We start from the raw sequence: 20,725 nt of genomic DNA, 5'->3' as shown, positions 1-20,725 counted from the left end.
GCGCGGCGCGAGCGCGCGGCCGGAGGCGCGCCGCGGCCTCAGCTCTTCGTGCGGAGCGCGCGCGCCAGGGTGTTCCTGCCGACGCCGAGCCGCTTCGCCGCTTCCGTCTTGTTCCCCTCGCACGCGCGGACCATCGCCTCGACGTAGCGCCGCGTCACCTCGTCGAGGGTGAGGCCGAGCGGCAGCGCGACCTGCTCGTCGCCCTCGCGGCCCGCGTCGGCGTGCGGCGGGGCGCCATCGCGCCGGCGCGCCGGGAGGTGCCCCGCGGAGATGCGGCCGTCCGGCGCCAGGGCGATCGCGCTCTCGACCCAGTGCTCGAGCTCGCGCACGTTGCCCGGCCAGGTATGGGCGCGGATGTGGCGGAGCGCGTCCAGATCGAAGCGCGGCGCGGGCCTTCCGTACCTCGTCGCGTAGACGTCCGCGAAGTGGCGGGCCAGCGTCTCGACGTCCTCGGGGCCGCGCTCGCGCAGGGCCGGCAGGTCGATCTCGACGACGCGCGCGCGGTAGTAGAGATCCTTCCGGAAGCGGCCCTCGGCGACGAGGTGCTCGAGGTCGCAGTGCGTGGCGCACACGACCCGCACGTCGGCGCGGAGCGTCTGGCGACCGCCGACGCGCTCGAAGGAGCGATCCTGCAGGAAGCGGAGGAGCTTGCCCTGGATGTCGAGCGGCAGGTCCCCGAGCTCGTCCAGGAACAGCGTGCCGCCCTCCGCGAGCTCCACCTTGCCCGGCACGCGCCGATCCGCGCCGGTGAACGCCCCGCGCTCGTGGCCGAAGAGCTCGCTCTCGACGAGCTGCGCCGGCAGCGTCGTGCAGTCGACGGTGACGAAGGGCCGCGTCTGTCGCCGCGAGTTGACGTGGATCGCCCGCGCGAACAGGCTCTTGCCGGTGCCGGTCTCCCCGCGGAGCAGCACGGTCGCGTCGGTCTGCGCCGCGAGCTGGACCTTCTCGTACACGGCGGCCAGCCGCTCGCTGCGGCCGACGATCCGGTTGAACGGCCCCTGCAGCACGACCCCCGGCCCGCCGCCCTCGGCCGCGCGGAGCGTCGTCAGCATGAGCGCCCGGGCGAGCTGCGTCGCGAGCGCGACGAGGTAGCGCTCGTCCTCCTCGTCGAACGGCGCTCCAGCGCGGTTCAGCAGCTGGACGACGCCGCGGATGGGCGCGGCGCCGTCCTCGCGGATGGGCGCGACGAGCATCGAGCGCGTCGTGTAGCCCGTCGCCCGGTCGGCCGACGGATCGAAGCGCGGATCGCGCGCGGCGTCGTCGACGCGCACGACCTCGCCGGTCCTGGCGACATGCCCCGCGATGCCGCGCTCGAGCGGCTGCCTGAGCGCGGGGAGCTCGGGCAGCAGGGCGACGCGCGTCACGAGATCGCCGCGCTCCGCGTCGACGAGCCATATCGTCGCGCGGTCGGCGCGGAGCGCCTTCGCGAGCCGCTCGCACGCCGTGCCGAGGAGGGCGTCGAAGTCGACCTCCCGGGCGAGGAGGGAGGCGAGATCGACGAGCAGCGAGAGGCGCGACATGGATAACGGAGCGAGATCCAGCATAGAGGGCGCCGCCCTTGTCGTCATCCGCGTCATCACGCGGCCCGCGCGAGGGCCTCGACGTTGATGCAGAGCCCCTCGCGCGCGGCGACCGAGGCAGGGAAGAGCTCGCGCGCGAGGCGCTCGATCTCGGCGACGCCAGCGTCCGTCCGCTGCGGGTCGTGGTGGAAGAGCACGAGCTGCCGCGCGCCGCACGCCCGCGCGATCTCGGCGCCCGCGATGTACGTCGAGTGCCCCCATCCGGCCCTCGATCGCCCTGCGTCGCCGCGATACTCCTCCGGGGTGTACTGCGCGTCGTAGATGAGCACGTCGGCGCCGTCCGCGAGCGCGCGCAGCGCCGGATCGACGCAGGCGTAGTGCTCGGTGTCGGTCGCGTAGACGAGGCTGCGGCCCGCGTGCTCGAGGCGGTAGGCGAGGACGCCGCCCGGGTGGTTGAGCTTGGCGATGCGCACGTGGACCTCCCCGGCATCGAACGCCTCTCCCGGCCGCGCCTCCCGCAGCGCGAGCTGCGCGCCCAGCTCGTCCAGCCGGACCGGGAAGCTCGGCGCTGCCATCTGCGCCGAGAGCGCCTCGCGGAGGGTCCCGACCCCGTGCGTGCTGCCCACGATCGACAGCTTCGAGCTCGGCAGGTACGCCGGCACGAAGAACGGCAAGCCCTGGATGTGGTCCCAGTGCAGGTGGGAGAGCAGCACCGTGGCCTCGACCGACCCTTCCCGGAGCAGGGCGTCTCCGAGCTTGCGTACGCCTGTCCCTGCATCGAGGATGATCCGCGACGATCCGCAGCGAACCTCCACGCAGCTTGTGTTTCCGCCCACCGCCGCCGTCTCCGGCCCAGGCGAAGCGATGCTCCCGCGAACTCCCCAGAACCTGATCTCCATCGTTGTCGCGTGCCTCCTGGGCGCTCTGCCCTTCAGCGACCTTCAGCGAGCGGCGTGCCAGGGCGCAGGCACTTGAAACCGCTCCGCTTTTCTGCTGCCCTCGCAGGGGTCGATCGAAGTTGCAGCGCGGTATCCGGATCGGCGCTTCAGAATGGAGCGCGCGGGCGGCGCGGTCTGCCCGCGCTCGCGCCCACATTTGCGCGGAGCGGCGCTTCGCGGTTGACGCGCTCGCAACGACGTGGAGAAACGTGGGGCGCGGGGGACGGGCCTGGCGTCGCGCCACGGATCGCGCTGAGCGTCGCGCGTCGCGTCAAGGCTGAGCTCCTTCGCTGGATGGGAGGACCGCGCCGGCGCGTGAAGGTTCGCCTGACCCGAGCGTTGACCGACGTCCTTCCCGAGGCCTAGCATTCCTGCACCGCTCTTTTTCCCGCATTGTTACCGTTCCGCACAATGACCGTTGCCACCTACGCCGCCGCACAGCTGTTGCGGGTGCTTCCGCGAGAGCGCATTACCCGGGCCGTTGGCCGCCTCTGCGACGCCAGAGCACCCGCCGCCGTCTTGAACGCGGTGGTCAAGCTCTACGCGCGCGCGTACCGCGTCGACATGGACGCTGCCGAGGTGCTCACGAGCCCGTACGAGAGCTTCGACGCGTTCTTCACGCGCAAGCTCCGCGAGGGGATGCGCCCTGTCTGCTCCGATCCCGGAGCCATCACCAGCCCTGCCGATGGACGCGTCGCAGCGCTCGGCCCCGTGACCGAGGGCGGGCGCCTGCTCATCAAGGGGCAGCCTTACCGCGTCGAGGACCTCGTGGGCGACCCCGCGGAGGCCTCGCGCTACGACGGCGGGCAGTTCGCGGTCGTCTACCTTTCACCGCGCGACTACCACCGGGTCCATTCGCCCGTCGCTGGCCAGGTGAGCCTCATCCGCTCGATGCCGGGGGAGCTGTTCCCGGTGAACGCGATCGGCGAGCGCCACATCCCGGGACTGTTCGCGCGCAACCGGCGTGTCGCGATCGTGATCGACACCGAGCGCCACGGACGCGTGACGGTCGTGATGGTGGGCGCGATGATCGTCGGACGGATCACGGTGAGCGCGGTCGACGCGCGCGACGTGCCGCTCGGCGTGCACACGCTCTCGCCGGCCCTTCCGGTCCAGTGCGGCGAGGAGATCGGCAAGTTCCACCTCGGCTCCACCGCGGTCATGTTCGTGGAGCGCGGGGCGGCGCCCCCCTGGAGCAGGGCTCCGGGGCCGATCCTCTACGGTGAGCCGCTCGATGGAGGGGGCAAGCAATGACGAGCGAGCGGCCGCGCAACCCCCTGGCTGCGCCCGCCCAGGAAGGCGGCGCCTCCGGAGAGCCCGGCGCGCCCCTGCCGGGCGAGGCAGGGAACGCGGCCTCGCTCGCGCCGCAGGAAGCGGGCTCGCTCCCCGCGCGCTCGTCCGCTCCACGGCCCGAGCGCACGCCCAGCGTGCGCCCGCAGCTCGCGACGACCACGCCGCTGCCGCGCCTCGACGTCATTCCGGGCATGACAGACGGAAGCTCCGGAGGGCAGCTCTCGGAGATCCCGGATCTCGATCTCGACCCGCGCATCGCCGGGCCGCCCACGGAGCGCTCGCGGCACGGCACCCCCCTGCCGGCCACGCCCACCTCCAGGCGGGCCTGGCAATCGCTGGCCGCGGAGGTGGAGCGGGCCGCGGAGGTGGAGCGCGGCGACAGCACGAAGGCCGCGCGGCGCCGCTCGCGGCGGCTCGTGAACGTGCCCGGAGACGCGGCGCAACACGGCGACGACCAGGGCGCCGCGCACGACCAGGGCGCCGCGCACGACCAGGGCGCCGCGCACGACCAGGGCGCCGCGCACGACCAGGGTGCCGCGCATGCGGACACGGCGACGCCGCGATCGCCGGCGCTCGACGACGCGGAGGACGACGGGTGGCTGAACGCCGCCGCGAGGTCTCCCAGCGACCCGGCGCTCGAGCTGCCGAGGCCCGCCAGCAAGCCGGCGCCGCCGCCGAACCTGGCGGAGCTGGTCGCGCCGCGGGCGGTCCCGCGCCCGTCGCCGAAATCCTCGAGCGTGCCGCCGATGCCGACGCCGGGGCTCCTCATCGATCCGGACTCGGTCGCGGTGATCCGGCCGCTCCAGATCCTCAGCATCGAGTCGAACCTGCCGCCGGTCACCTCGCTGGCCGAGCCCGCCAAGCCGCCGCTGCTGACCGAGCCGACCGAGAACGAGTGGCCGCCGCTTCAGTTCAGGATCCGGCCGGAGGAGCGCCAGACCGTGCTGGGCCTCGAGCCGTACCAGGAGGGCCTGCCGGAGGGCCCGCCGACGGCGCGCGATGCCGCGTTCGACTCCCTCCAGCCCGAGCCTCGACGGCCGCAGCCCTCGGGGCCGGAGATCGAGGCGCGCCCCCTCGACTGGCCGCCGGGGTCGGCCACGGACGAGCTCTCGGAGCTCGAGCCGGAGCCCGAGCTGGTCGACGACACGAAGGCCGAGCCCTCGAGCGCCTCGCCCGCGGGAGGCGAAGGCGAGCGGGAGCAGGCCGACGCGACGCGCAGCACCTTGCCGCCGAAGAGCAGCGAGGTCGATCTCGAGGAGGTCGAGCCCGAGCGCGACGCCGAGATGACCGACGAAGCCCGGGCCGCCCGGGCCGACGCGCAGGCGGCGCAGCCCAAGAAACCCCCGCCTCCGCCTCCGCCCCCGCCGCGGCGCCCGCGCGCGCATGCGCTGGCCTCGCCTGATCTCGCGACGTTCACGAGCTCGGTGCCGCCGCCGCCCCTGTCCGTGCCGCCGCCGCACGGCGAGGCGTCGGCGCCCGCGCGCTCCTCCGCTCCCCCCGCCCCGCCCGCGGCGAAGCCGATCGAGCATGAGCCGAACTCCGGTCCCTCGACCGAGCCCGCCGCACGCCGGAAGCGCCCGTGGTGGGAAGAGCTCTTCGGCGACGACTTCCTGCGCACGCTCGACAAGATCGACGGCAAGGTGGTTCGCCGCGAGGTCAATTTCATCGAGGAGCGGCTCGGCGTCGAGAAGGGCGCGGTGATCCTCGACCTCGCGTGCGGCGCGGGCAGCCACGCGATCGAGATCGCGAGCCGCGGCTACAGCGTGGTCGGCTACGACCTGTCGCTCGCCATGCTCGCCCGCGCCGCGGACGACGCGCAGGACCGCGGCCAGAAGCTGAACTTCCTCCAGGGCGACATGCGCGAGATGACGTTCGAGGAGACCTTCGACGGCATCTACTGCTGGTCGACGAGCTTCGGCTACTTCGACGACGAGAAGAACCTGGACGTCCTCGCCCGCATCCGCCGCGCCCTCCGCGCGGGCGGCATGCTCCTGCTCGACATCGTCAACCGCGACTACGTGGCGTCCCGCCAGCCGAGCCTGGTCTGGTTCGAGGGGGACGGCTGCGTCTGCATGGATGAGATGCAGGTGGATTTCTTCACGAGCCGGCTCCGGGTGAAGCGCACCGTCATGTTCGAGGACGGCCGCTCGCGGGAGCTCGACTACTCGATCCGCCTCTACGGGCTGCACGAGCTCGGCAAGATGCTCCACGAAGCTGGCTTCAAGGTCACCGAGGTGACCGGCCATCCCTCGCACCCGGGCGTCTTCTTCGGCTCGGAGTCGCCTCGGCTCATCATCCTTGCCGAGCGGAGCTGAGGCGCTAGGGCCTCCTCACGCATGAGCTTCGAGGCCGCGATCTCGCGCGCGCTGCCGGGGATCCCGCGCAGCACGTCCCCCGTCGATCAGATCGCCTACGCCCGCGATCTCTGGCCGCGGCACCACCTCGCCGTGACGGAGGGCCGCATCGCCGAGCATCGGCCCGGGATGATCGTCTGGCCGGCGTCCACCGAGGAGGTCGCCCAGGTGGTCCGCTTCTGCGCGGACGAGGGGCTCCCGCTCGTGCCGTACGGCGCGGGCTCGGGCGTGTGCGGCGGCGTCCTGCCGGACGACCGCACGGTCGTGCTCGACCTGAAGCGGCTCTCCCGTCGCCGCTCGCTCGATCGGCAGGCCCCCTCGGTCGAGATCGAGGCCGGCGCCCTCGGCATCCGCTTCGAGGAGGAGCTCAACGCCGAGGGCTTCACGCTCGGCCATTTCCCGTCGTCGATCCTCTGCTCGACCGTCGGCGGCTGGGTCGCTGCGCGCAGCGCCGGCCAGTGCTCCGGGCTCTACGGCAAGATCGAGGACATGGTGGCGTCGCTCGAGTGCGTCGTCGGCCGCGGCGAGGTCGTCCGCCTCGATCGGCGCGCGCACGGCCCGGATCTGACGCCGCTCCTCATCGGCAGCGAGGGCGTGCTCGGCGTGGTCACCGCCGCGACGCTCAGGCTGCATCCGGCCCCGCCGGCGCGCGCGTTCGCCGCCTTCTCGTTTCCCACGCTGGAGGCCGGATGGAACGCGATGCGGGAGATGTTCCAGGCCGGCCTTCGCCCGGCGGTCTCGCGCCTCTACGACCCGTTCGACTCCTTCATGGCCCGGCTCGGCGCGGTGCGCCGGCAGCGCGCCCACGCCGGTGCCGGCCACGAGCCGTCCGAGGGGGCGGCCGCGCGGGCGCGCGCCGGGCGAGGCCCCGGGGCCGGCGCCGCCGTGCTGCGCGGCCTGCTGCGCGCGCCGGGGCTCCTCAACCAGGTCGTCGACACCCTCGGAGCACGCGCGCTCCGCGGCGCGACGCTCATCCTCATCTTCGAGGGCACGGCGCGCGCGAGCGCGGACGATCTCGCCCGCGCCGCGGCGATCGCCGAGCGCGGCGGGGCCAGGCCGCTCGGCGAGGAGCCGGCGCGCCACTGGCTCGCGCACCGCTACAGCGTGAGCTACCGCCAGGCGCCCGTCTTCATGGCCGGCGCGTTCAGCGACACGATGGAGGTCGCCGCGCCCTGGTCGCGCCTCGACGCGCTCTACCGGTCGGTGCGCAAGGCGCTCGGGCGCCACGTCTTCGTGATGGCCCACCTGTCCCACGCCTACCCGGACGGCTGCAGCATCTACTTCACCTTCGCCGGCAGCGCGCCGACCGTCGCGGCGGCCGAGGCGAAGTACGACGCGGCCTGGCGGGCGGCCCTGGACGCCGCGATCGAGGCCGGCGGCACGCTCTCGCACCACCACGGCGTCGGCCGCAGCAAGGCGCCGCGGCTCGGCGCCGAGCTCGGCCTCGGCGCTGACGTCATCCATGCGCTCCGGGGCGTCTTCGACCCTGCCGGCATCATGAACCCTGGCAACCTGCTCCCGCGCGACGCCGCCCCCGCCGCGCGCCGCCCGCTGCCGCCGCCGCCCGCGGCGCCCTTGATCGACGGCGACTCCCTGCTCGTGCACGCCGCCGGCGCCGCTCGCATCGGCGAGGTCGAGCGCGCCCTCGCGCAGCGCGGCCTCACCCTGGCGCTCGACTTCGGCGCGGCCTCGCGCGAGCTCACGCTCGACGCGTGGATCGCGGCGGGCGCCCCCGGCGCGCCCGATCCGTGGAGCGACCCGGTCGATCACCTCGTCGCCGGCTTCACCGCGCGGCTCGCGTCCGGCGGCGAGCTCGCTGTGCGGCCCGCCCCGCGGCGCGCGGTGGGCCCGGATCTCTTCGCGCTGTTCCTCGGCGTCGGCGGGCGCGTCGGCGCCATCACGTCCGTGCACCTGCGCGCCCACGGCGCGTCGCGGCCCCGCGCGCTGCCGACCTCGCTGCCGCGGCATCCGCCGCTCGGCCACGCCGAAGCAGCGTGGCTCGACGCGGTGGTGAGCGCCGCCCGCGACGTTCGCTGATCCCGTCCGGTGCTGGCCGGATTCAGCCCGGAGGCCAGGCCATGGGCCGTCCGCCCATGACGTGGACGTGGAGATGGAAGACCGTCTGACCGGCGTTCGCGCCGTTGTTCACCACGGTCCTGAAGCCGCTCTCCGCGATGCCGGTCAGCTCTGCCACCCGTCGCGCGGCGAGCAGCAGCCGGCCGAGGACGGCCTCGTCCTCGGGCGCGGCCTGGGCGATCCCCGCGATGTGGCGCTTCGGAACGACGAGCACGTGCGTCGGCGCCTGCGGGTTCACGTCGTGGAAGGCGAAGACGTGCTCGTCCTCGAGCACGACCTTCGACGGGATCTCCTTGTTCGCGATCTTGCAGAAGATGCACATGGTCGTCTCCTAGTACCGCGTCGTTCCGCGCGTCAGAAATCCCTATCAGGATTTCTGACCGCCACCTCGCGGCGGCGCGCCTGGCGGGCGGAGCTAGGGCGCTTGCGTGTCGCGCCGCTCCCGGTCGCGAGGCATCGCCCTGGTCGCAGGATCCGGCTCTCCCGGCTCCCCCTGCCCAGGACTTTCCACGGCTCCGCCGTGCCCGTCGCTGGGCAGCAGCCGGGCGAGCGCGCGCTCGATCCGAGAGGTATCCGCTGGCTCCGGGAGCAGATCGTCGGGCAACGCGGCGCCCGCCGCCGGGCTCGGCGCAGCGCCCCCGCCGTCCTGCTGCCCGGCTCGCAGGACCGCCCCGCGCGCGACCGCGATGCGGAGCACTGCGAGCTCGAGGGCGTCGAGCGCGGCGGTGCGCTTCAGCCCGAGCGATGGCACGTCGTAGGTGAGCAGCGCGCCGCCGCTCGCCTCGGGCGCGAGCCCGGCGCGGTGCGCGCCGGCGACCAGCTGCCGCACGATGCTCCTGAGCAGCGCCGCCCGCCGCCGCACCCGGCGCGCTGCCGGGTCGGCGTAGAGCGAGAAGAAGCGGTTTCGCGAGAATGTGGACGGCGCCAGCACGAGCGCGACGAACAGCGCCTCCAGATCGATGGGCGGCGGCGCCCTCACGTCGCGGGCCCCACCGCGCCCGCGGCCTCCGAGAGCCCGCCGCGCCGCAGGAGCTCGGCCTGACGGTGCGTGCGCAGCGCGCCGATGAGCTCGTCGAGATCCCCTTCGATGATCTTGTCGAGCTTGTGCAGCGTGAGGCCGATCCGGTGATCCGTCACCCGGTTCTGCGGGAAGTTGTAGGTCCGCACCTTCTGCGCGCGCTCCCCCGTGCCGACCATGGTCCTTCGCTCGGCGCTCTGGGCCTCCTCCTGCCGGCGCTGCTCCAGCTCGAGCAGCCGGCTCCGGAGCACCTTGAGCGCCTTCGCCTTGTTCTTCAGCTGGGAGCGCTCGTCCTGGCACTTCACGATCATGCCTGTCGGCAAGTGCTTGATCTGCACGGCGCTGTTCGTCGTGTTGACCCCCTGACCGCCGGGGCCCCCCGACGCGGCGATCGAGATCTCCAGATCCTTGTCGTCGATGTGCACGTCGACCTCGTCCGCCTCGGGCAGGACGGCGACGGTCGCGGTCGAGGTGTGGATGCGCCCCTGCGTCTCCGTCGAGGGGACCCGCTGCACGCGGTGAACGCCGCCTTCGTAACGGAGGTGGGAGAAGACGTCCTGCCCCGTGATCAGCGCTGCGACCTCCTTGTAGCCGCCGGCCGAGGCCTCGCTCAGGTTGAGCACCTCGACCTTCCACCGCTTCGTCTCCGCGTAGCGGCAGAGCATGCGGAAGAGATCGGCGGCGAACAGCGCCGCCTCCTCGCCGCCCTCGCCGCTCCGGATCTCGATCACGGTGTTTCGCGTCTCGTTCGGGTCCTTCGGCAGGAGGAGCACCTCGAGCTCACCGGCGAGCCGCTCCCGCTCGAGCTCGAGCTCGGGCAGCTCCGCCTGGGCGAGCTCGGCCAGGTCGGGATCGTTGAGCGCCTCCCGGTCCTCGACGATGCGACGCTCGACATCCCGCAGCCGAGCGAAGGCGGCGACCACCGGCTCGATCTCGGTCCGCTCGCGGTTGAGCCGCTGGAGCTCGGCCGGCGCGGAGAGCACCGCAGGGCTGCACATGAGGTGCTCGAGTTCCTGAAAGCGGCGCTGGACCGCCTCGAGTTTCGCGATAGGTAGCATCTGCAATCCGAAGGCGGCGCGGAGTTGGACGGCGGCGGCGAGGCGTGCGGCGGCGCCGGTGCGCGCTAGCCGGGCGCGCCAGCGTAGCCGGGGTCGGCCAGCAGCTTGGAGTAGTCCTCGAACACCCGATCCGGCTGGGCCGGAGCGGCCACCGACTCCTCCCGCCAGAGCGTCGCGCGGAGCGAGGCGAGGGCGACCTCCAGCTGCGCATCCTCGGGCTCCGCCGTCGTGATCTTCTGGACCAGGAACCCCGGCCAGAGCAGCACGCGGAGCGGGCCGGTGGTGCAGTAGCGCGCGAAGATCCGCTGGATCTCGAAGGTCACCGCGGCGATGAGCGGGAGGAACGGCAGCTTCATCAGAAAGAAGCCGACGCTCTCGACGAACCGGCCGCCGGGCAGCTTGGGCAGGAACGCCCCGAGGGATGCCCCGGCCACCGAGAACACCAAGATCGACACGAGCGCCACCATGACCAGGAACGTCGTCCCGCAACGAGGGTGCATGGCCGTCTTCCGGCGCGCGTTCTCGACCTCGAGCGCCTCGCGCGCCTCGTAGGTGGAGATCGCCTTGTGCTCCGCCCCGTGGTACTGAAAAACGCGCCGAACCTCGGAGATCTGGCGGATCAGGAGGAGGTAGGTGACGACGATGGCCAGCTTCGCCATGCCCGTGATCGCCTGGAACCCCGGCGACGTGACCTCCAGCTCGAGGCCCAGGAGCTTGTTGACCAGCTCGGCGCCGGCCTGAGGCGCCGCCACGAAGAGCAGGACGGCGAAGAGGATCGGGATCACGCCCATCCCCCCGCCCCGCTTCTTCCCGTCCGCGCCGCCTGCGCCCGGGCTGCCCGAGATCTGCGCGGGCTCCGCGTCCTGCGTCGCGATCGCGGCCATGCTGAGCGCCAGCGAGGTGAGGGTCGCTCCGCTCGCCTGTCCGGCGCTCGAGCGCTTGGACGCCGGGCCCTTGGCCGCGGCCGCCTCTTCGGCCGAGAGATCCTGCTCGTAGAGGTCCGCAGACCACCGGAGCGCCTGGGATCCGAGGCGCAGCGACTCCACGAGCGTCGCGACCCCCCGCACGAAGGGCCAGGTGCGTGGCCCCTTCGAGACCGCGGTCATCGGCTGCTCGCGCACCACGAGCTCCCCCGAGCGGCGCCGGCAGACGATGGCGACCGAGCTCGGCGATCGCATCATGACCCCTTCAATCACCGCTTGGCCGCCGATATACGGACGTGCAGGCTGATCGCTCATACGCGTTCCAATCTAGCGCATAATGCGGCTGGCGCATCGCGCCCGGCCGACCAGCGCCGCGAATGTGGATGGGCGACGTCGTCCGCAGCGCGACGTCTCGGCCGCCCGCCCTGCGCGGCTCGGCCGCTCGCGAACCGCGGCGAGCTCGGGACGCGCCGAGCCCTCCGCCACGCCCCGGGCGGGGTGTGGCGTGACGGACGTGTCTGAAAAGGAGGGATTCGGGGATGTCGGGTCGAGCGGGCGATCAGACCGCCGGCTTGGCAGCGGTCCCGTACTTCCTGCGGAAGCGATCGACGCGGCCGGCGACGTCCATGATCTTGTGCTTGCCCGTGTAGAACGGGTGGCAGGCGGAGCACACGTCGGTGGTAAAGCTGCCGCGGGTGGAGCGGGTCTCGACGACGGCGCCGCACGCGCAGGTGATCGTGGAGTCCTTGTACTCGGGGTGGATGCCGGGCTTCATGGTGAGTCCTTCGGGTGTTGCGAGGGAGGGCGCCTATAGCTCAGCGCGTCTCGGACCGCAAGAAGCCCCTCCGGCGCGCCGCTCTTCCATCTCCCCAGCCGGTGTCTCCCGGACCGGGCGTCCGGCGCGGGATGCGCGGCGAAATGTGCGGCGAAATGTGCGGCGAAATGTGCGGCGAAATGTGCGGCGAAATGTGCGGCGAAATGTGCGGCGAAATGTGCGGCGAAATGTGCGAACAGAGCGGCCGGGGAGGGTCCTGGGGTAGCCGGCGGAGCCCGCCGCTCCGTACCAGCACATCGGACCGGGACACCGGCACGAAGCGCTGGGCAGCACGGAGGGTGGACGACCTACGTGCGGCTCGGGGTCGCTCCGGTCAAGGGCCGGGGGCCGGGCCGCGCGCACGGCAATTGCTAGGGGCGGCGTTGACGCTCGGGTGCACATGGTTAGTTTCGCGGTCGCGAGCCAGCGAGCTCGCGAAATTCGGCGAAAGTATCCGGATTCCCAGCGGTTTTGACGGCTCTGGAGCAGGGGCTCGCGGCAGCTGTCAGCCGAGCCCTGCTGGCCGGTCGGGTCTTCTCGCCCCCCGCGGCTACCAAGCCGTCGCGCAAACATTTCTCGGAGGGTTCAACGTCATGGGCAAGATCATCGGCATCGATCTCGGCACGACCAACAGCGTCGTCGCGGTGATGGAGGGCAAGGAGCCCAAGGTCATCGTGAATGAGGAAGGCTCGCGCCTCACGCCGTCCGTCGTGGCCTGGGATGACAAGGGCGAGGTGCTCGTTGGACAGATCGCCAAGCGCCAGGCGGTCACGAACCCCACCAACACCATCTACTCGGCCAAGCGCTTCATGGGACGCCGGGCCGAGGAGGTGCAGGAAGAGTCGAAGCGCATCCCGTACAAGGTCAGCAAGGGCAAGAACGGCGACGCCTCGATCGAGGTACGCGGCAAGCAGGTCTCGCCGCCCGAGGTCTCGGCGAAGGTCCTGCAGAAGCTGAAGAAGGCCGCGGAGGACTATCTCGGCGAGAAGGTGACCGAGGCCGTCATCACCGTGCCGGCCTACTTCAACGACGCGCAGCGGCAGGCCACCAAGGACGCCGGCCGCATCGCCGGGCTCGAGGTGAAGCGCATCGTCAACGAGCCCACGGCGGCCGCGCTCGCGTACGGGCTCGACAAGAAGAACGAGCAGGTCATCGCCGTCTACGACTTCGGCGGCGGCACGTTCGACATCTCGATCCTCGAGGTCGGCGACAACGTCGTGCAGGTCATCTCGACCAACGGCGACACCCACCTCGGCGGCGACGACGTCGACCACCTCGTGATGGACTGGCTCGCGGCCGAGTTCAAGAAGGACACGGGCATCGACGTCTCGAACGACAAGATGGTCGTGCAGCGGCTCAAGGACGCCGCGGAGCAGGCGAAGATCGAGCTGTCGAACGTGCAGGAGACGACGATCAACCTGCCGTTCTTGACCGCGGACGCCTCGGGGCCGAAGCACCTCCAGAAGCAGCTCACCCGGGCGAAGCTCGAGCAGATGATCCGGCCGCTCATCGACCGCACGCTCGAGCCGACGCGCAAGGCGCTCGCCGACGCGAAGAAGACGCCGCAGCAGATCGACGAGATCGTCCTCGTCGGCGGCTCGACCCGCACCCCGCTCGTCCAGGAGACGGTCAAGAAGTTCTTCGGCAAGGAGCCGCACAAGGGCGTGAACCCGGACGAGGTCGTGGCCGTCGGCGCCGCGGTCCAGGCGGGCGTGCTCTCGGGCGAAGTGAAGGACCTCGTGCTGCTCGACGTCACGCCGCTCTCGCTCGGCGTCGAGACGCTCGGCGGCGTGATGACCGTGATGATCTCGAGGAACACCACGATCCCGACGCAGAAGAAGGAGATCTTCTCGACCGCGACCGACAGCCAGCCGAGCGTCGAGGTCCACGTCCTCCAGGGCGAGCGCACCGAGGCCCGCTACAACCGGACCCTGGGCCGCTTCCACCTGGAAGGGATCATGCCGGCGCCCCGCGGCGTGCCGAAGATCGAGGTGACGTTCGACATCGACGCGAACGGCATCCTGTCGGTGCACGCCAAGGACACCGCCACCGGCAAGGATCAGCGCATCACCATCACGGCGTCGGGCGGCCTCAAGGAGGACGAGATCAACCGGATGGTCAGCGAGGCGGCGTCGCACGAGGCCGAGGACAAGCGGCGCCGCGAGGAGATCGAGCGGCGCAACAAGCTCGACAACCTCTGTTACACGCTGGAGAAGACGATCAGCGAGAACAAGGACAAGCTGCCGGAGGGCGACGTCTCGGCGCTGAACGGGATCATCGCCGAGGGCCGGTCGGCCATCGAGAAGCAGGACGACGCGGCCGTGACCGCGGCGCTGGAGCGGCTCGAGAAGGAGGCGCACCGGATCGCGAGCGTCATGTACGAGAAGGCCGGCCCGCCGCAGGACGGCGGGGGCGCCGCGCCCGGCGCTCCGGGAGGCCAGCCGCCCCCGCCCGCCGGCGGCAAGGGGAAGGACTCGGTCATCGACGCGGAGTTCGAAGAGTCGAACTGATCGCCGCGAGGTGAGCGCTCCTCGACGGGCGTAACTGACGCAACGAGCAACGAGCGCGGCTTCGTCCGCGCTCGTTTGCATTTGCATGCCGCGCCTCGATCCCCCGGAGGTCGGCGCGGACCGCCGTAACTCCCCCGCCACGCTCTCCTTGGGCGTCGACTCGGATGTCAGGGAGCCGTATAACCGGCGCTCATGCGAACCCTCCTGCCGCTCGCCACCCTGGTCCTGATGGCCGGTCCCGTCGCCTGTGGGCCGTCCCCCACGCCTGCCGCGCCGACAGGAGGACAGGGAGAGGTCAAGGCCGGACCTCCCCAGGCCGCGAGCCCCGCGTTCGACCTATCCCCCGTCGCCGAGCCCGCCGACGTCGTGGGCGTGCTCCGCTGGAGCAGCCCGGCGGCCACGCTGTCGAGCATCGCCACCTGCGCCGGGCTGCCGCCGGCGCTCGCCGAGGCGGGCGCGCAGGGGCTCTCCGCGGGCGTCCTGAGCGAGCTCGTGAGCCCCTCCATCGACACGAACCAGCTCGCCGCGGTGCTCGCGCTCGACGCGCCGGTGCACCTCATCGTCGCGCTCGACGACAGCTCGAAGCGGGGTAACCCGGTCGCGGCCGTGTCGCTCGGGCTCACGTCGCTGGAGCGGGCCAGGGGCGCGCTCGAGGCCGGCGCCACCCTCACCGAGGTGAAGCCGGGCATGTGGAAGATCGGCGGCAAGGAGCGCGCGTCGTCGAGCTGCTTCCTCGCCGCGTCCGCGGGCTCGACGCCGGCGCGGCTCCTCTGCGGCGATCGGGACCGGGATGTGACGACCCTCGGGCCTTACCTCGCGCGCACGCTGCCGACGCTCGCGCCCGGGGCGCGCGACATCCACGGCGAGGTCCGCTTCGTCCCGCTCAGCACGAAGTACGGCGACATGGCCAAGCAGCAGCTCGGCGGGCTCCCGATCCTCGCGCAGAGCCAGCTCTCGATCGGGCAGCCTCAGTTCGACCGGGCGCTCACCGACGCGACCACCGCCGTCCAGGAGGAGCTCGAGGCGCTGATCAACGACGCGAACAGGGCGGTCGTCGATCTCCAGGTCGACAACCAGTCCTGCGTGAACCTCACGGCGGCCCTGGAGCTGCGGGGAAAGTCGTCGTGGCTGGCGCAGACGATGGCCGACGGCGCGAACCGCGCCGGGCCCGCGCCGGCGCTCTACTGGCGCGTGCCGAAGGACAGCCACGGCGCCTTCTTCGACCACGGCTACGACCCGGCGCACTACGGCGGCATCCTGAAGACGCTGCGCGCGATGCTCGAGGGGTGGCTCGAGAAGGAGAAGATCGGCAAGCCCGCCGATCGCAAGGCGCTCGCCGACGTCCTCTCGCTGCCGATCAACCAGGCGCCCAGCGTGTCCGCCCACGGGTACTTCGACGCGCCGCCTGCCGCCGCGAAGGCCGGGAAGCCGTCGCCGAACCAGGTGTTCGACAGCATGATGGGCGGCCTCGTCGGCTGGAACCTGTTCGGGTTCGAGGAGGCGCCCGACACGCACATCAAGTACCTGAAGAACGTCGTCACCGCCTACAACACGCCCGCGCTGCGCAAGCGGCTCCCGGAGCTCGACATCGATTTGAAGGAGCTGCCGACGGTCAAGACCGTGCAGGCGCCGAAGGAGCTCGGGACGAAGTCGCTCGCCGTCGAGATCCAGATCACCAACGAGCTGCCCTCGCTCGACGCCGACGCGGAGCCGGCGCCCTCCGGCAAGGCCAAGCCGAAGCCCAAGATGACGGTGACGCTGCACCTCTTCCTCATGGGTGAAGAGAAGACGACGTGGATCGCGTTCGGGCACGACAAGCGTGAGCTGCTGAGGCGGCTCGCCATGGTGAAAGCGGGCGCCCCCGACACCGAGACGCTCGCGTCGCGCCCGGGGCTAGAGAAGCTGAAGACCGGGAAGTTCGTCTCGGGTGGATTCTCGACGCTCGCCCCGATCACCCGCACGCTCCAGAGCGTGCTCGCGACGCTGGACAGTCCCGGCGCGGCGCCGGTCGCGCTGCCCCCGGAAGCCCGGCGGTTCGGCGAAGCGCTGGCAAAGCTCCCCCACAAAGGGGAAGGGCTGATGTTCCTCACGACGCAGGACCAGGGCGGCGCCGCGCCGCGCGCCGAGCTCTCGATCAACGTGTCGAAGCCCGTGATCGAGGACATCGGCGCGCTCCTCGCCGCGGGGCTCCAGATGGCCGGCATCACGAAGCCATAAGCCCCCGGATGCGCTATCACAGGCAGGAGCGCAGCCCAGCCCAGCACGGCCGCTCCTGCTCGGTCGTGTCCTCTGGACGACGCGCGCAGCGCGTGCGTCGTCCGCCCACGTTCAAGACCGGTACGCGAATTGCCCAGCTGCTTGAAGAGATGAGAGGAAACCAATGAACAACCGTGAAGGTGCGAGTCGCGACGGAACCAGCCCGGAGCGGCCGGAGACGTCCGAGAACACCACGGCGGCAGCCCCCATGCCGAAGCCGCCCGTGCGCCGCGCGGCGCCCGATACGGACGACTCCGATCTGCCCGAGCTGGCACCGGAGCAGCTCAGCGAGCTCAAGCAGGCGCTCGAGGAGCGCCGGGCAAGCCTCGTCGCCAACATCGATGAGCGGCAGCACGCGGAGCGCGACGTCTCGCGAGAGGTAGGCGACGAGATGGACGAGGCCAACGCCGAGGGCGCGACCTCGCTGACATCGAAGCTCCTGGAGCGCGATGTCCGGGTGCTCGCGGAGATCGACCGCGCGCTCGTCAAGATAAAGGAAGGGACCTACGGGATGTGCGAGGGCACCGGCGAGCCCATCGGTTATCGCCGCCTCAAGCTGCGCCCGTGGGCGCGCTACAGCGTCGCCTACCAGGAACAGATCGAGCGCGAGGAGCGGACCGGCGGCGGCTCCTGAGCCCACCCTGCCAGCGCACGTCCCGCGCCGCGTCAACGCGGGTCGAGGGACGTGCGGCAGGACGCTAGCTAGCGGAAGCGCGCGTCCAGCGGAGCGCTCGAGCTCGTGCCGAGCGCCTTGGTCCACGCGATCACCGGCGCGCGCCAGTCAAGACCCGTCCAGCGCGGCGAGGGATCCTGGGCCTGGAAGCGAAAGCCGTCCCCGCCGTAGTAGAGAAAATCGATCGTCGCGACGGTGTAGCGGCGGTCCTCGTCCAGCAAGCGCCCATCGGACAGGGCATAGCGACCGCCGACCGATGGCGATAGGCCGACGAGCACCGCATCGCGGTGGCGGAGCGTCTCGAGGATGTCGCTGCCCCGGAGCGAGCAGATGACCAGCTTGTTGTCGAACGGGAGGACGGAGAACACCGTTGCTTTCGTGATCGGTCCCCTGGGGAGGGCCTGCCGGATACCGTCCTTGTTCAGGACCGCGAGGTCGACCCCGAGCTGATCGCGCCACGCCCCTGCGATCCAGCGCCGGATCTCGGCGGAGTCGCGCTCCATTCCGTCGCTTGAATACCCGATCTGCTCGCCGAGCGCGGCGTCCAGCGCGCGCTGCCAGCCTGCGGTGGCCTTGACGAGCGCCTCATCGGGCGGGACCGCGGGCGCGCCCTCCGGGTGGGCCACGTCGACCACCTCCGTGGAGGCCGACACCACGCGTTGCTGCAGCGGACGACGCGGATCGATCTCGAGCGAGACACGGGCGTAGCTGCGCATCCGCCAGCCGGGGTTGACGAGCGGGACGCCGCCCACGCGCAGCTCGGTCTTCCTGTGGCAGTGCCCGGCGCCGACGAACGACAGGCGCCACTCGGGGTGACGCGCGAGGATCGGCTCGAGCACGTCCTGGCACTCGTGGGCGACGAGCACGAGCGCGTCCGGCTCGGCGCGCCACGCCTCGGGGATGGCGCGCGCGAGCGCCGCCTCCTCGCCCTGGAAATCGATGCCTTCGAAGCGGCTCGCCGTCGCGGCCTCGCGGGTGCGCACCGTCGTCAGGCCGACGACGCCGATGCGCAGACCGCGCCGCTCGAACACGGCGAAGGAAGGCAGCGCGAAGGCGGAGAGCCGTGGATCCGTCACGCGCAGGTTCGCCGCCAGGTAGGTGGCCCGGGACCGTGTCCTGTTCTGGAGGAAGGCGTCCCTGCCGAAATCGAACTCATGATTTCCGAAGGCCGACGCGGCGTAGCCCATGCGCGCCATCGCATCGGCCATCGGCGCCCCCATGAAATAGGAAGAGATCGCGGGGCCGGTCCAGTTGTCGCCGCCGGAGAGCGCGAGCGTCGACGGGTCCTGGCAGGCGGGCAACGGAGAGAGACGAGGCGAAGCCCCGGGCGCCGGGCCAGCGCAATGGCCCTCGCGCGAGATCCACACGGCCAGCATCTCGGCTGCGCCGCCGAGCACCGTGTCCTTCTCGGTGGTGGGCAGGAGCCACCCGTGCTCGTCGGTCGTATAGAGAAGGGTGATCGCCGCCGGAGCGCGCTCGGACGGAGCCGGCGCCTTCGCGGCGGCCGTCGTCGCCTCCCTGGGGTCGCACGCGGCCAGGGACAGGAGCGCGTACGCGCCGAGCGCGACGATCCCGCTCGCTGCGCGGGATCGTCGCGCCGCCGGCGCAGCGCTCACGGGCATCGACCAGGCTCCGCGCGGCGAAGCACCTCAGCCGCCCATCCGCTGGATGAACGGGACGATGCGCTCGACGAAGGGCTGCTTGTGGTAGCGATCGAACTCCGCCCAGGTGCAGAGCGTGCGGGGATCCTTCACGCGATCGACGAAGAGCACGCCGTCGACGTGGTCCTTCTCGTGCTGGAAGGTGCCCGCCGACAGCCCGCGCACGACGCGATCGATCGGCTTCCCGTCGCGATCCAGGCCGGTCAGCCGGATCTCGGTGGTGCGATCGACAACGCCCCTCAGGTTCGGGACGCTCAGGCACCCTTCGTAGTTCTCGAACGTCTCCTGCGTGAGCGGCTCGATCGCCGGATTGACCACGATCGTGAGCGGGATGTTCGGCTTGTACGGATACCGCGGGTTGTCCTGGACCTCGACCGCGAAGATCCGCACCGGCGTGTGGACCTGCGTGGCGGCGATGCCCGCGCCGTTCGCGTCGCGCATCGTCTCGACAAGGTCGTCGATGAACGCCTGCATGGCAGGAGAGGAGAGCTCTTCCGGCGTGACTTCGCGCGCTCGCTGCCTGAGAACGGGGTTGCCGATGTGGGCGATTTTCAGGAGCGTCACGCCGCGATCGTACCATACGCGCGCGCCGGCGACCCGGCCTGCCACGGCTTCCATTCACGCGCCCGGCCATGCGGCGCGCGGCAGCGTCGGCTATGGAGAGGGGCCATGCACGACTTCCCCGACGAGCCGCACGTCCCCGCGCAGCAGCAGGCGAACGCCGTCATGCACCTCCGGTTCGAAGACGTCAGCCAGAGCGGACGGGTGATGCTGGACGCGCTGCCGCACGGCCTCGGACCCGCGATCTGGGTGAAGCTCATGCGAGGGAGCCCCATCGAGGCGCTGATGACCACGCAGGGGATCATCCCGATCCTCACCCGCCTCATCATCGAGGGCGGCGACGGCCCGATCGCGGCGCGGGAGCCGCTGCAGCTCGAGGGCCGCTACCAGCTCGCGCGCACGGAGGACGCCGCGTCCGAGGTGAACCGGCTGATCCTGGCCATGTGGCTCTCGGCCACCGCGCGCCGCAGCCGGACCTACGGCCCACCGCCGCCCGGCGCCGGCGAGCCGATCCAGGTCGGCCGCGTGTTCGCGGAGCACGTCTTCACGCGGCCCTTCGCCGATCCCGGGGCGCGCAAGGTGCTGCGCTTCGACTCGCCGGATCTGCCGCCGGTGCCGCCGGAGCGCTACGCGTGGCGCTCGCCGGAGGCGCTGATGGTCCTGCCGGCGGGCGCGGAGCCGTTCGACGCGGAGCCGACCCTGGATCCGGTCTCCGTCGCGTTCGGCCTGGATCACACGGACGGGAACCAGCACGTGAACTCGCTCGTGTACCCGCGGCTCTTCGCGGAGGCCGCGCTCCGGCGCCTCGCGGCGCACGGGCACAGCACGGCGGTGCTCGCCCGCAGGGTGGAGGTCGCCTACCGCAAGCCGTGCTTCGCGGGCGCGCGGGCGAGGATCGTGCTGCGCACGTTCGCGATCGACGGCGCGCTCGGCGCGCTCGGCGCGTTCGTGCCGGATCCGCCGGAAGGCGCCGCGAGCGCAGCCCCCGACGCGCGCGCCTACTGCACCGTCCGCACGCTGTTCCAGGGCTGAGCGGGCCCTCGGACGCGCGCGCCGACGCCTCGAAAGAG

General features: G+C 71.8%; 16 protein-coding genes. 7 read left to right on the top strand and 9 right to left on the bottom strand.

Translation table 11 applies throughout. From position 1 onward, the window contains the following. Positions 1–38: 38 nt before the first annotated feature. Together WMF36_RS46300 and WMF36_RS46295 are read right to left on the bottom strand one after the other, a co-directional pair. On the bottom strand, positions 39–1,520 hold the full coding sequence (locus tag WMF36_RS46300; protein ID WP_437577270.1) for a sigma-54-dependent Fis family transcriptional regulator: 1,482 nt from the start codon (positions 1,518–1,520) through the stop codon (positions 39–41). A gap of 56 nt (positions 1,521–1,576) precedes the next feature. Continuing rightward, positions 1,577–2,419 carry an MBL fold metallo-hydrolase gene (locus tag WMF36_RS46295; RefSeq protein WP_437577269.1) on the bottom strand — a complete coding sequence of 281 codons (843 nt, stop codon included), beginning with the start codon at positions 2,417–2,419 and terminating at the stop codon, positions 1,577–1,579. Between the two features lie 567 nt (positions 2,420–2,986). Between WMF36_RS46295 and asd the strand changes: the two genes are divergently transcribed. Genes asd through WMF36_RS46280 form a run of 3 tightly spaced genes read left to right on the top strand, consistent with a single transcriptional unit; the run spans position 2,987 to position 8,142 of the window. Further along, positions 2,987–3,712, top strand: a complete 726-nt coding sequence (asd, locus tag WMF36_RS46290) for an archaetidylserine decarboxylase (RefSeq protein WP_437582050.1) — start codon at positions 2,987–2,989, stop codon at positions 3,710–3,712. Further along, positions 3,709–6,066: a methyltransferase domain-containing protein gene (locus WMF36_RS46285; RefSeq protein ID WP_437577268.1), complete on the top strand. Its 2,358-nt coding sequence runs from the start codon at positions 3,709–3,711 to the stop codon at positions 6,064–6,066. Before asd ends, WMF36_RS46285 begins: the two co-directional genes overlap by 4 nt. A gap of 21 nt (positions 6,067–6,087) precedes the next feature. Continuing rightward, positions 6,088–8,142 carry an FAD-binding protein gene (locus tag WMF36_RS46280; RefSeq protein ID WP_437577267.1) on the top strand — a complete coding sequence of 685 codons (2,055 nt, stop codon included), beginning with the start codon at positions 6,088–6,090 and terminating at the stop codon, positions 8,140–8,142. A 22-nt stretch (positions 8,143–8,164) separates the two neighbouring features. On the opposite strand, the gene WMF36_RS46275 is transcribed toward WMF36_RS46280, so the two are convergent. The 5 genes from WMF36_RS46275 to rpmE form a co-directional block, all read right to left on the bottom strand. Further along, on the bottom strand, positions 8,165–8,503 hold the full coding sequence (locus WMF36_RS46275; protein WP_437577266.1) for a histidine triad nucleotide-binding protein: 339 nt from the start codon (positions 8,501–8,503) through the stop codon (positions 8,165–8,167). 93 nt (positions 8,504–8,596) lie between these two features. Continuing rightward, positions 8,597–9,160, bottom strand: coding sequence for a hypothetical protein (locus WMF36_RS46270; protein WP_437577265.1), 564 nt, complete (start codon positions 9,158–9,160; stop codon positions 8,597–8,599). Then, entirely contained in the window at positions 9,157–10,257 is a 1,101-nt protein-coding gene (prfA, locus tag WMF36_RS46265; protein ID WP_437577264.1) for a peptide chain release factor 1, read from the bottom strand. The genes WMF36_RS46270 and prfA overlap by 4 nt, the downstream gene beginning before the upstream one ends. Before the next feature lie 65 nt (positions 10,258–10,322). Then, complete coding sequence (locus tag WMF36_RS46260) at positions 10,323–11,438, bottom strand: DUF1385 domain-containing protein (protein WP_437577263.1); 1,116 nt, start codon at positions 11,436–11,438, stop codon at positions 10,323–10,325. A 301-nt stretch (positions 11,439–11,739) separates the two neighbouring features. After that, positions 11,740–11,955 carry a 50S ribosomal protein L31 gene (gene rpmE, locus WMF36_RS46255; RefSeq protein WP_437484612.1) on the bottom strand — a complete coding sequence of 72 codons (216 nt, stop codon included), beginning with the start codon at positions 11,953–11,955 and terminating at the stop codon, positions 11,740–11,742. A gap of 632 nt (positions 11,956–12,587) precedes the next feature. Here rpmE and dnaK point away from each other — a divergent pair. The 3 genes from dnaK (at position 12,588) to WMF36_RS46240 (ending at position 17,394) form a co-directional block, all read left to right on the top strand. Next, positions 12,588–14,504 carry a molecular chaperone DnaK gene (dnaK, locus tag WMF36_RS46250; protein ID WP_437577262.1) on the top strand — a complete coding sequence of 639 codons (1,917 nt, stop codon included), beginning with the start codon at positions 12,588–12,590 and terminating at the stop codon, positions 14,502–14,504. 192 nt (positions 14,505–14,696) lie between these two features. Then, positions 14,697–16,721 carry a hypothetical protein gene (locus WMF36_RS46245; RefSeq protein ID WP_437577261.1) on the top strand — a complete coding sequence of 675 codons (2,025 nt, stop codon included), beginning with the start codon at positions 14,697–14,699 and terminating at the stop codon, positions 16,719–16,721. A 247-nt stretch (positions 16,722–16,968) separates the two neighbouring features. Next, positions 16,969–17,394: a TraR/DksA family transcriptional regulator gene (locus tag WMF36_RS46240; RefSeq protein ID WP_437577260.1), complete on the top strand. Its 426-nt coding sequence runs from the start codon at positions 16,969–16,971 to the stop codon at positions 17,392–17,394. A gap of 68 nt (positions 17,395–17,462) precedes the next feature. Here WMF36_RS46240 and WMF36_RS46235 read toward each other — a convergent pair whose 3' ends face one another. After that, a complete protein-coding gene (locus WMF36_RS46235) occupies positions 17,463–19,055 on the bottom strand; it encodes a bifunctional metallophosphatase/5'-nucleotidase (RefSeq protein WP_437577259.1) in 1,593 nt (530 codons plus the stop codon). Positions 19,056–19,082: 27 nt separating this feature from the next. Beyond that, positions 19,083–19,658, bottom strand: coding sequence for a peptide deformylase (def, locus tag WMF36_RS46230; RefSeq protein ID WP_437577258.1), 576 nt, complete (start codon positions 19,656–19,658; stop codon positions 19,083–19,085). Positions 19,659–19,763: 105 nt separating this feature from the next. On the opposite strand from def, the gene WMF36_RS46225 reads away from it, so the two are divergent. Next, positions 19,764–20,687 carry a hypothetical protein gene (locus WMF36_RS46225; RefSeq protein WP_437577257.1) on the top strand — a complete coding sequence of 308 codons (924 nt, stop codon included), beginning with the start codon at positions 19,764–19,766 and terminating at the stop codon, positions 20,685–20,687. Positions 20,688–20,725 lie beyond the last annotated feature (38 nt).

The sequence above is a fragment of the Sorangium sp. So ce887 genome (genome assembly GCF_051521455.1).
Classification (GTDB): Bacteria; Myxococcota_A; Polyangia; order Polyangiales; family Polyangiaceae; genus Sorangium.
Note: the sequence above shows the minus strand (reverse complement) of the source record. Positions and strands in the feature narration are given on the sequence as shown.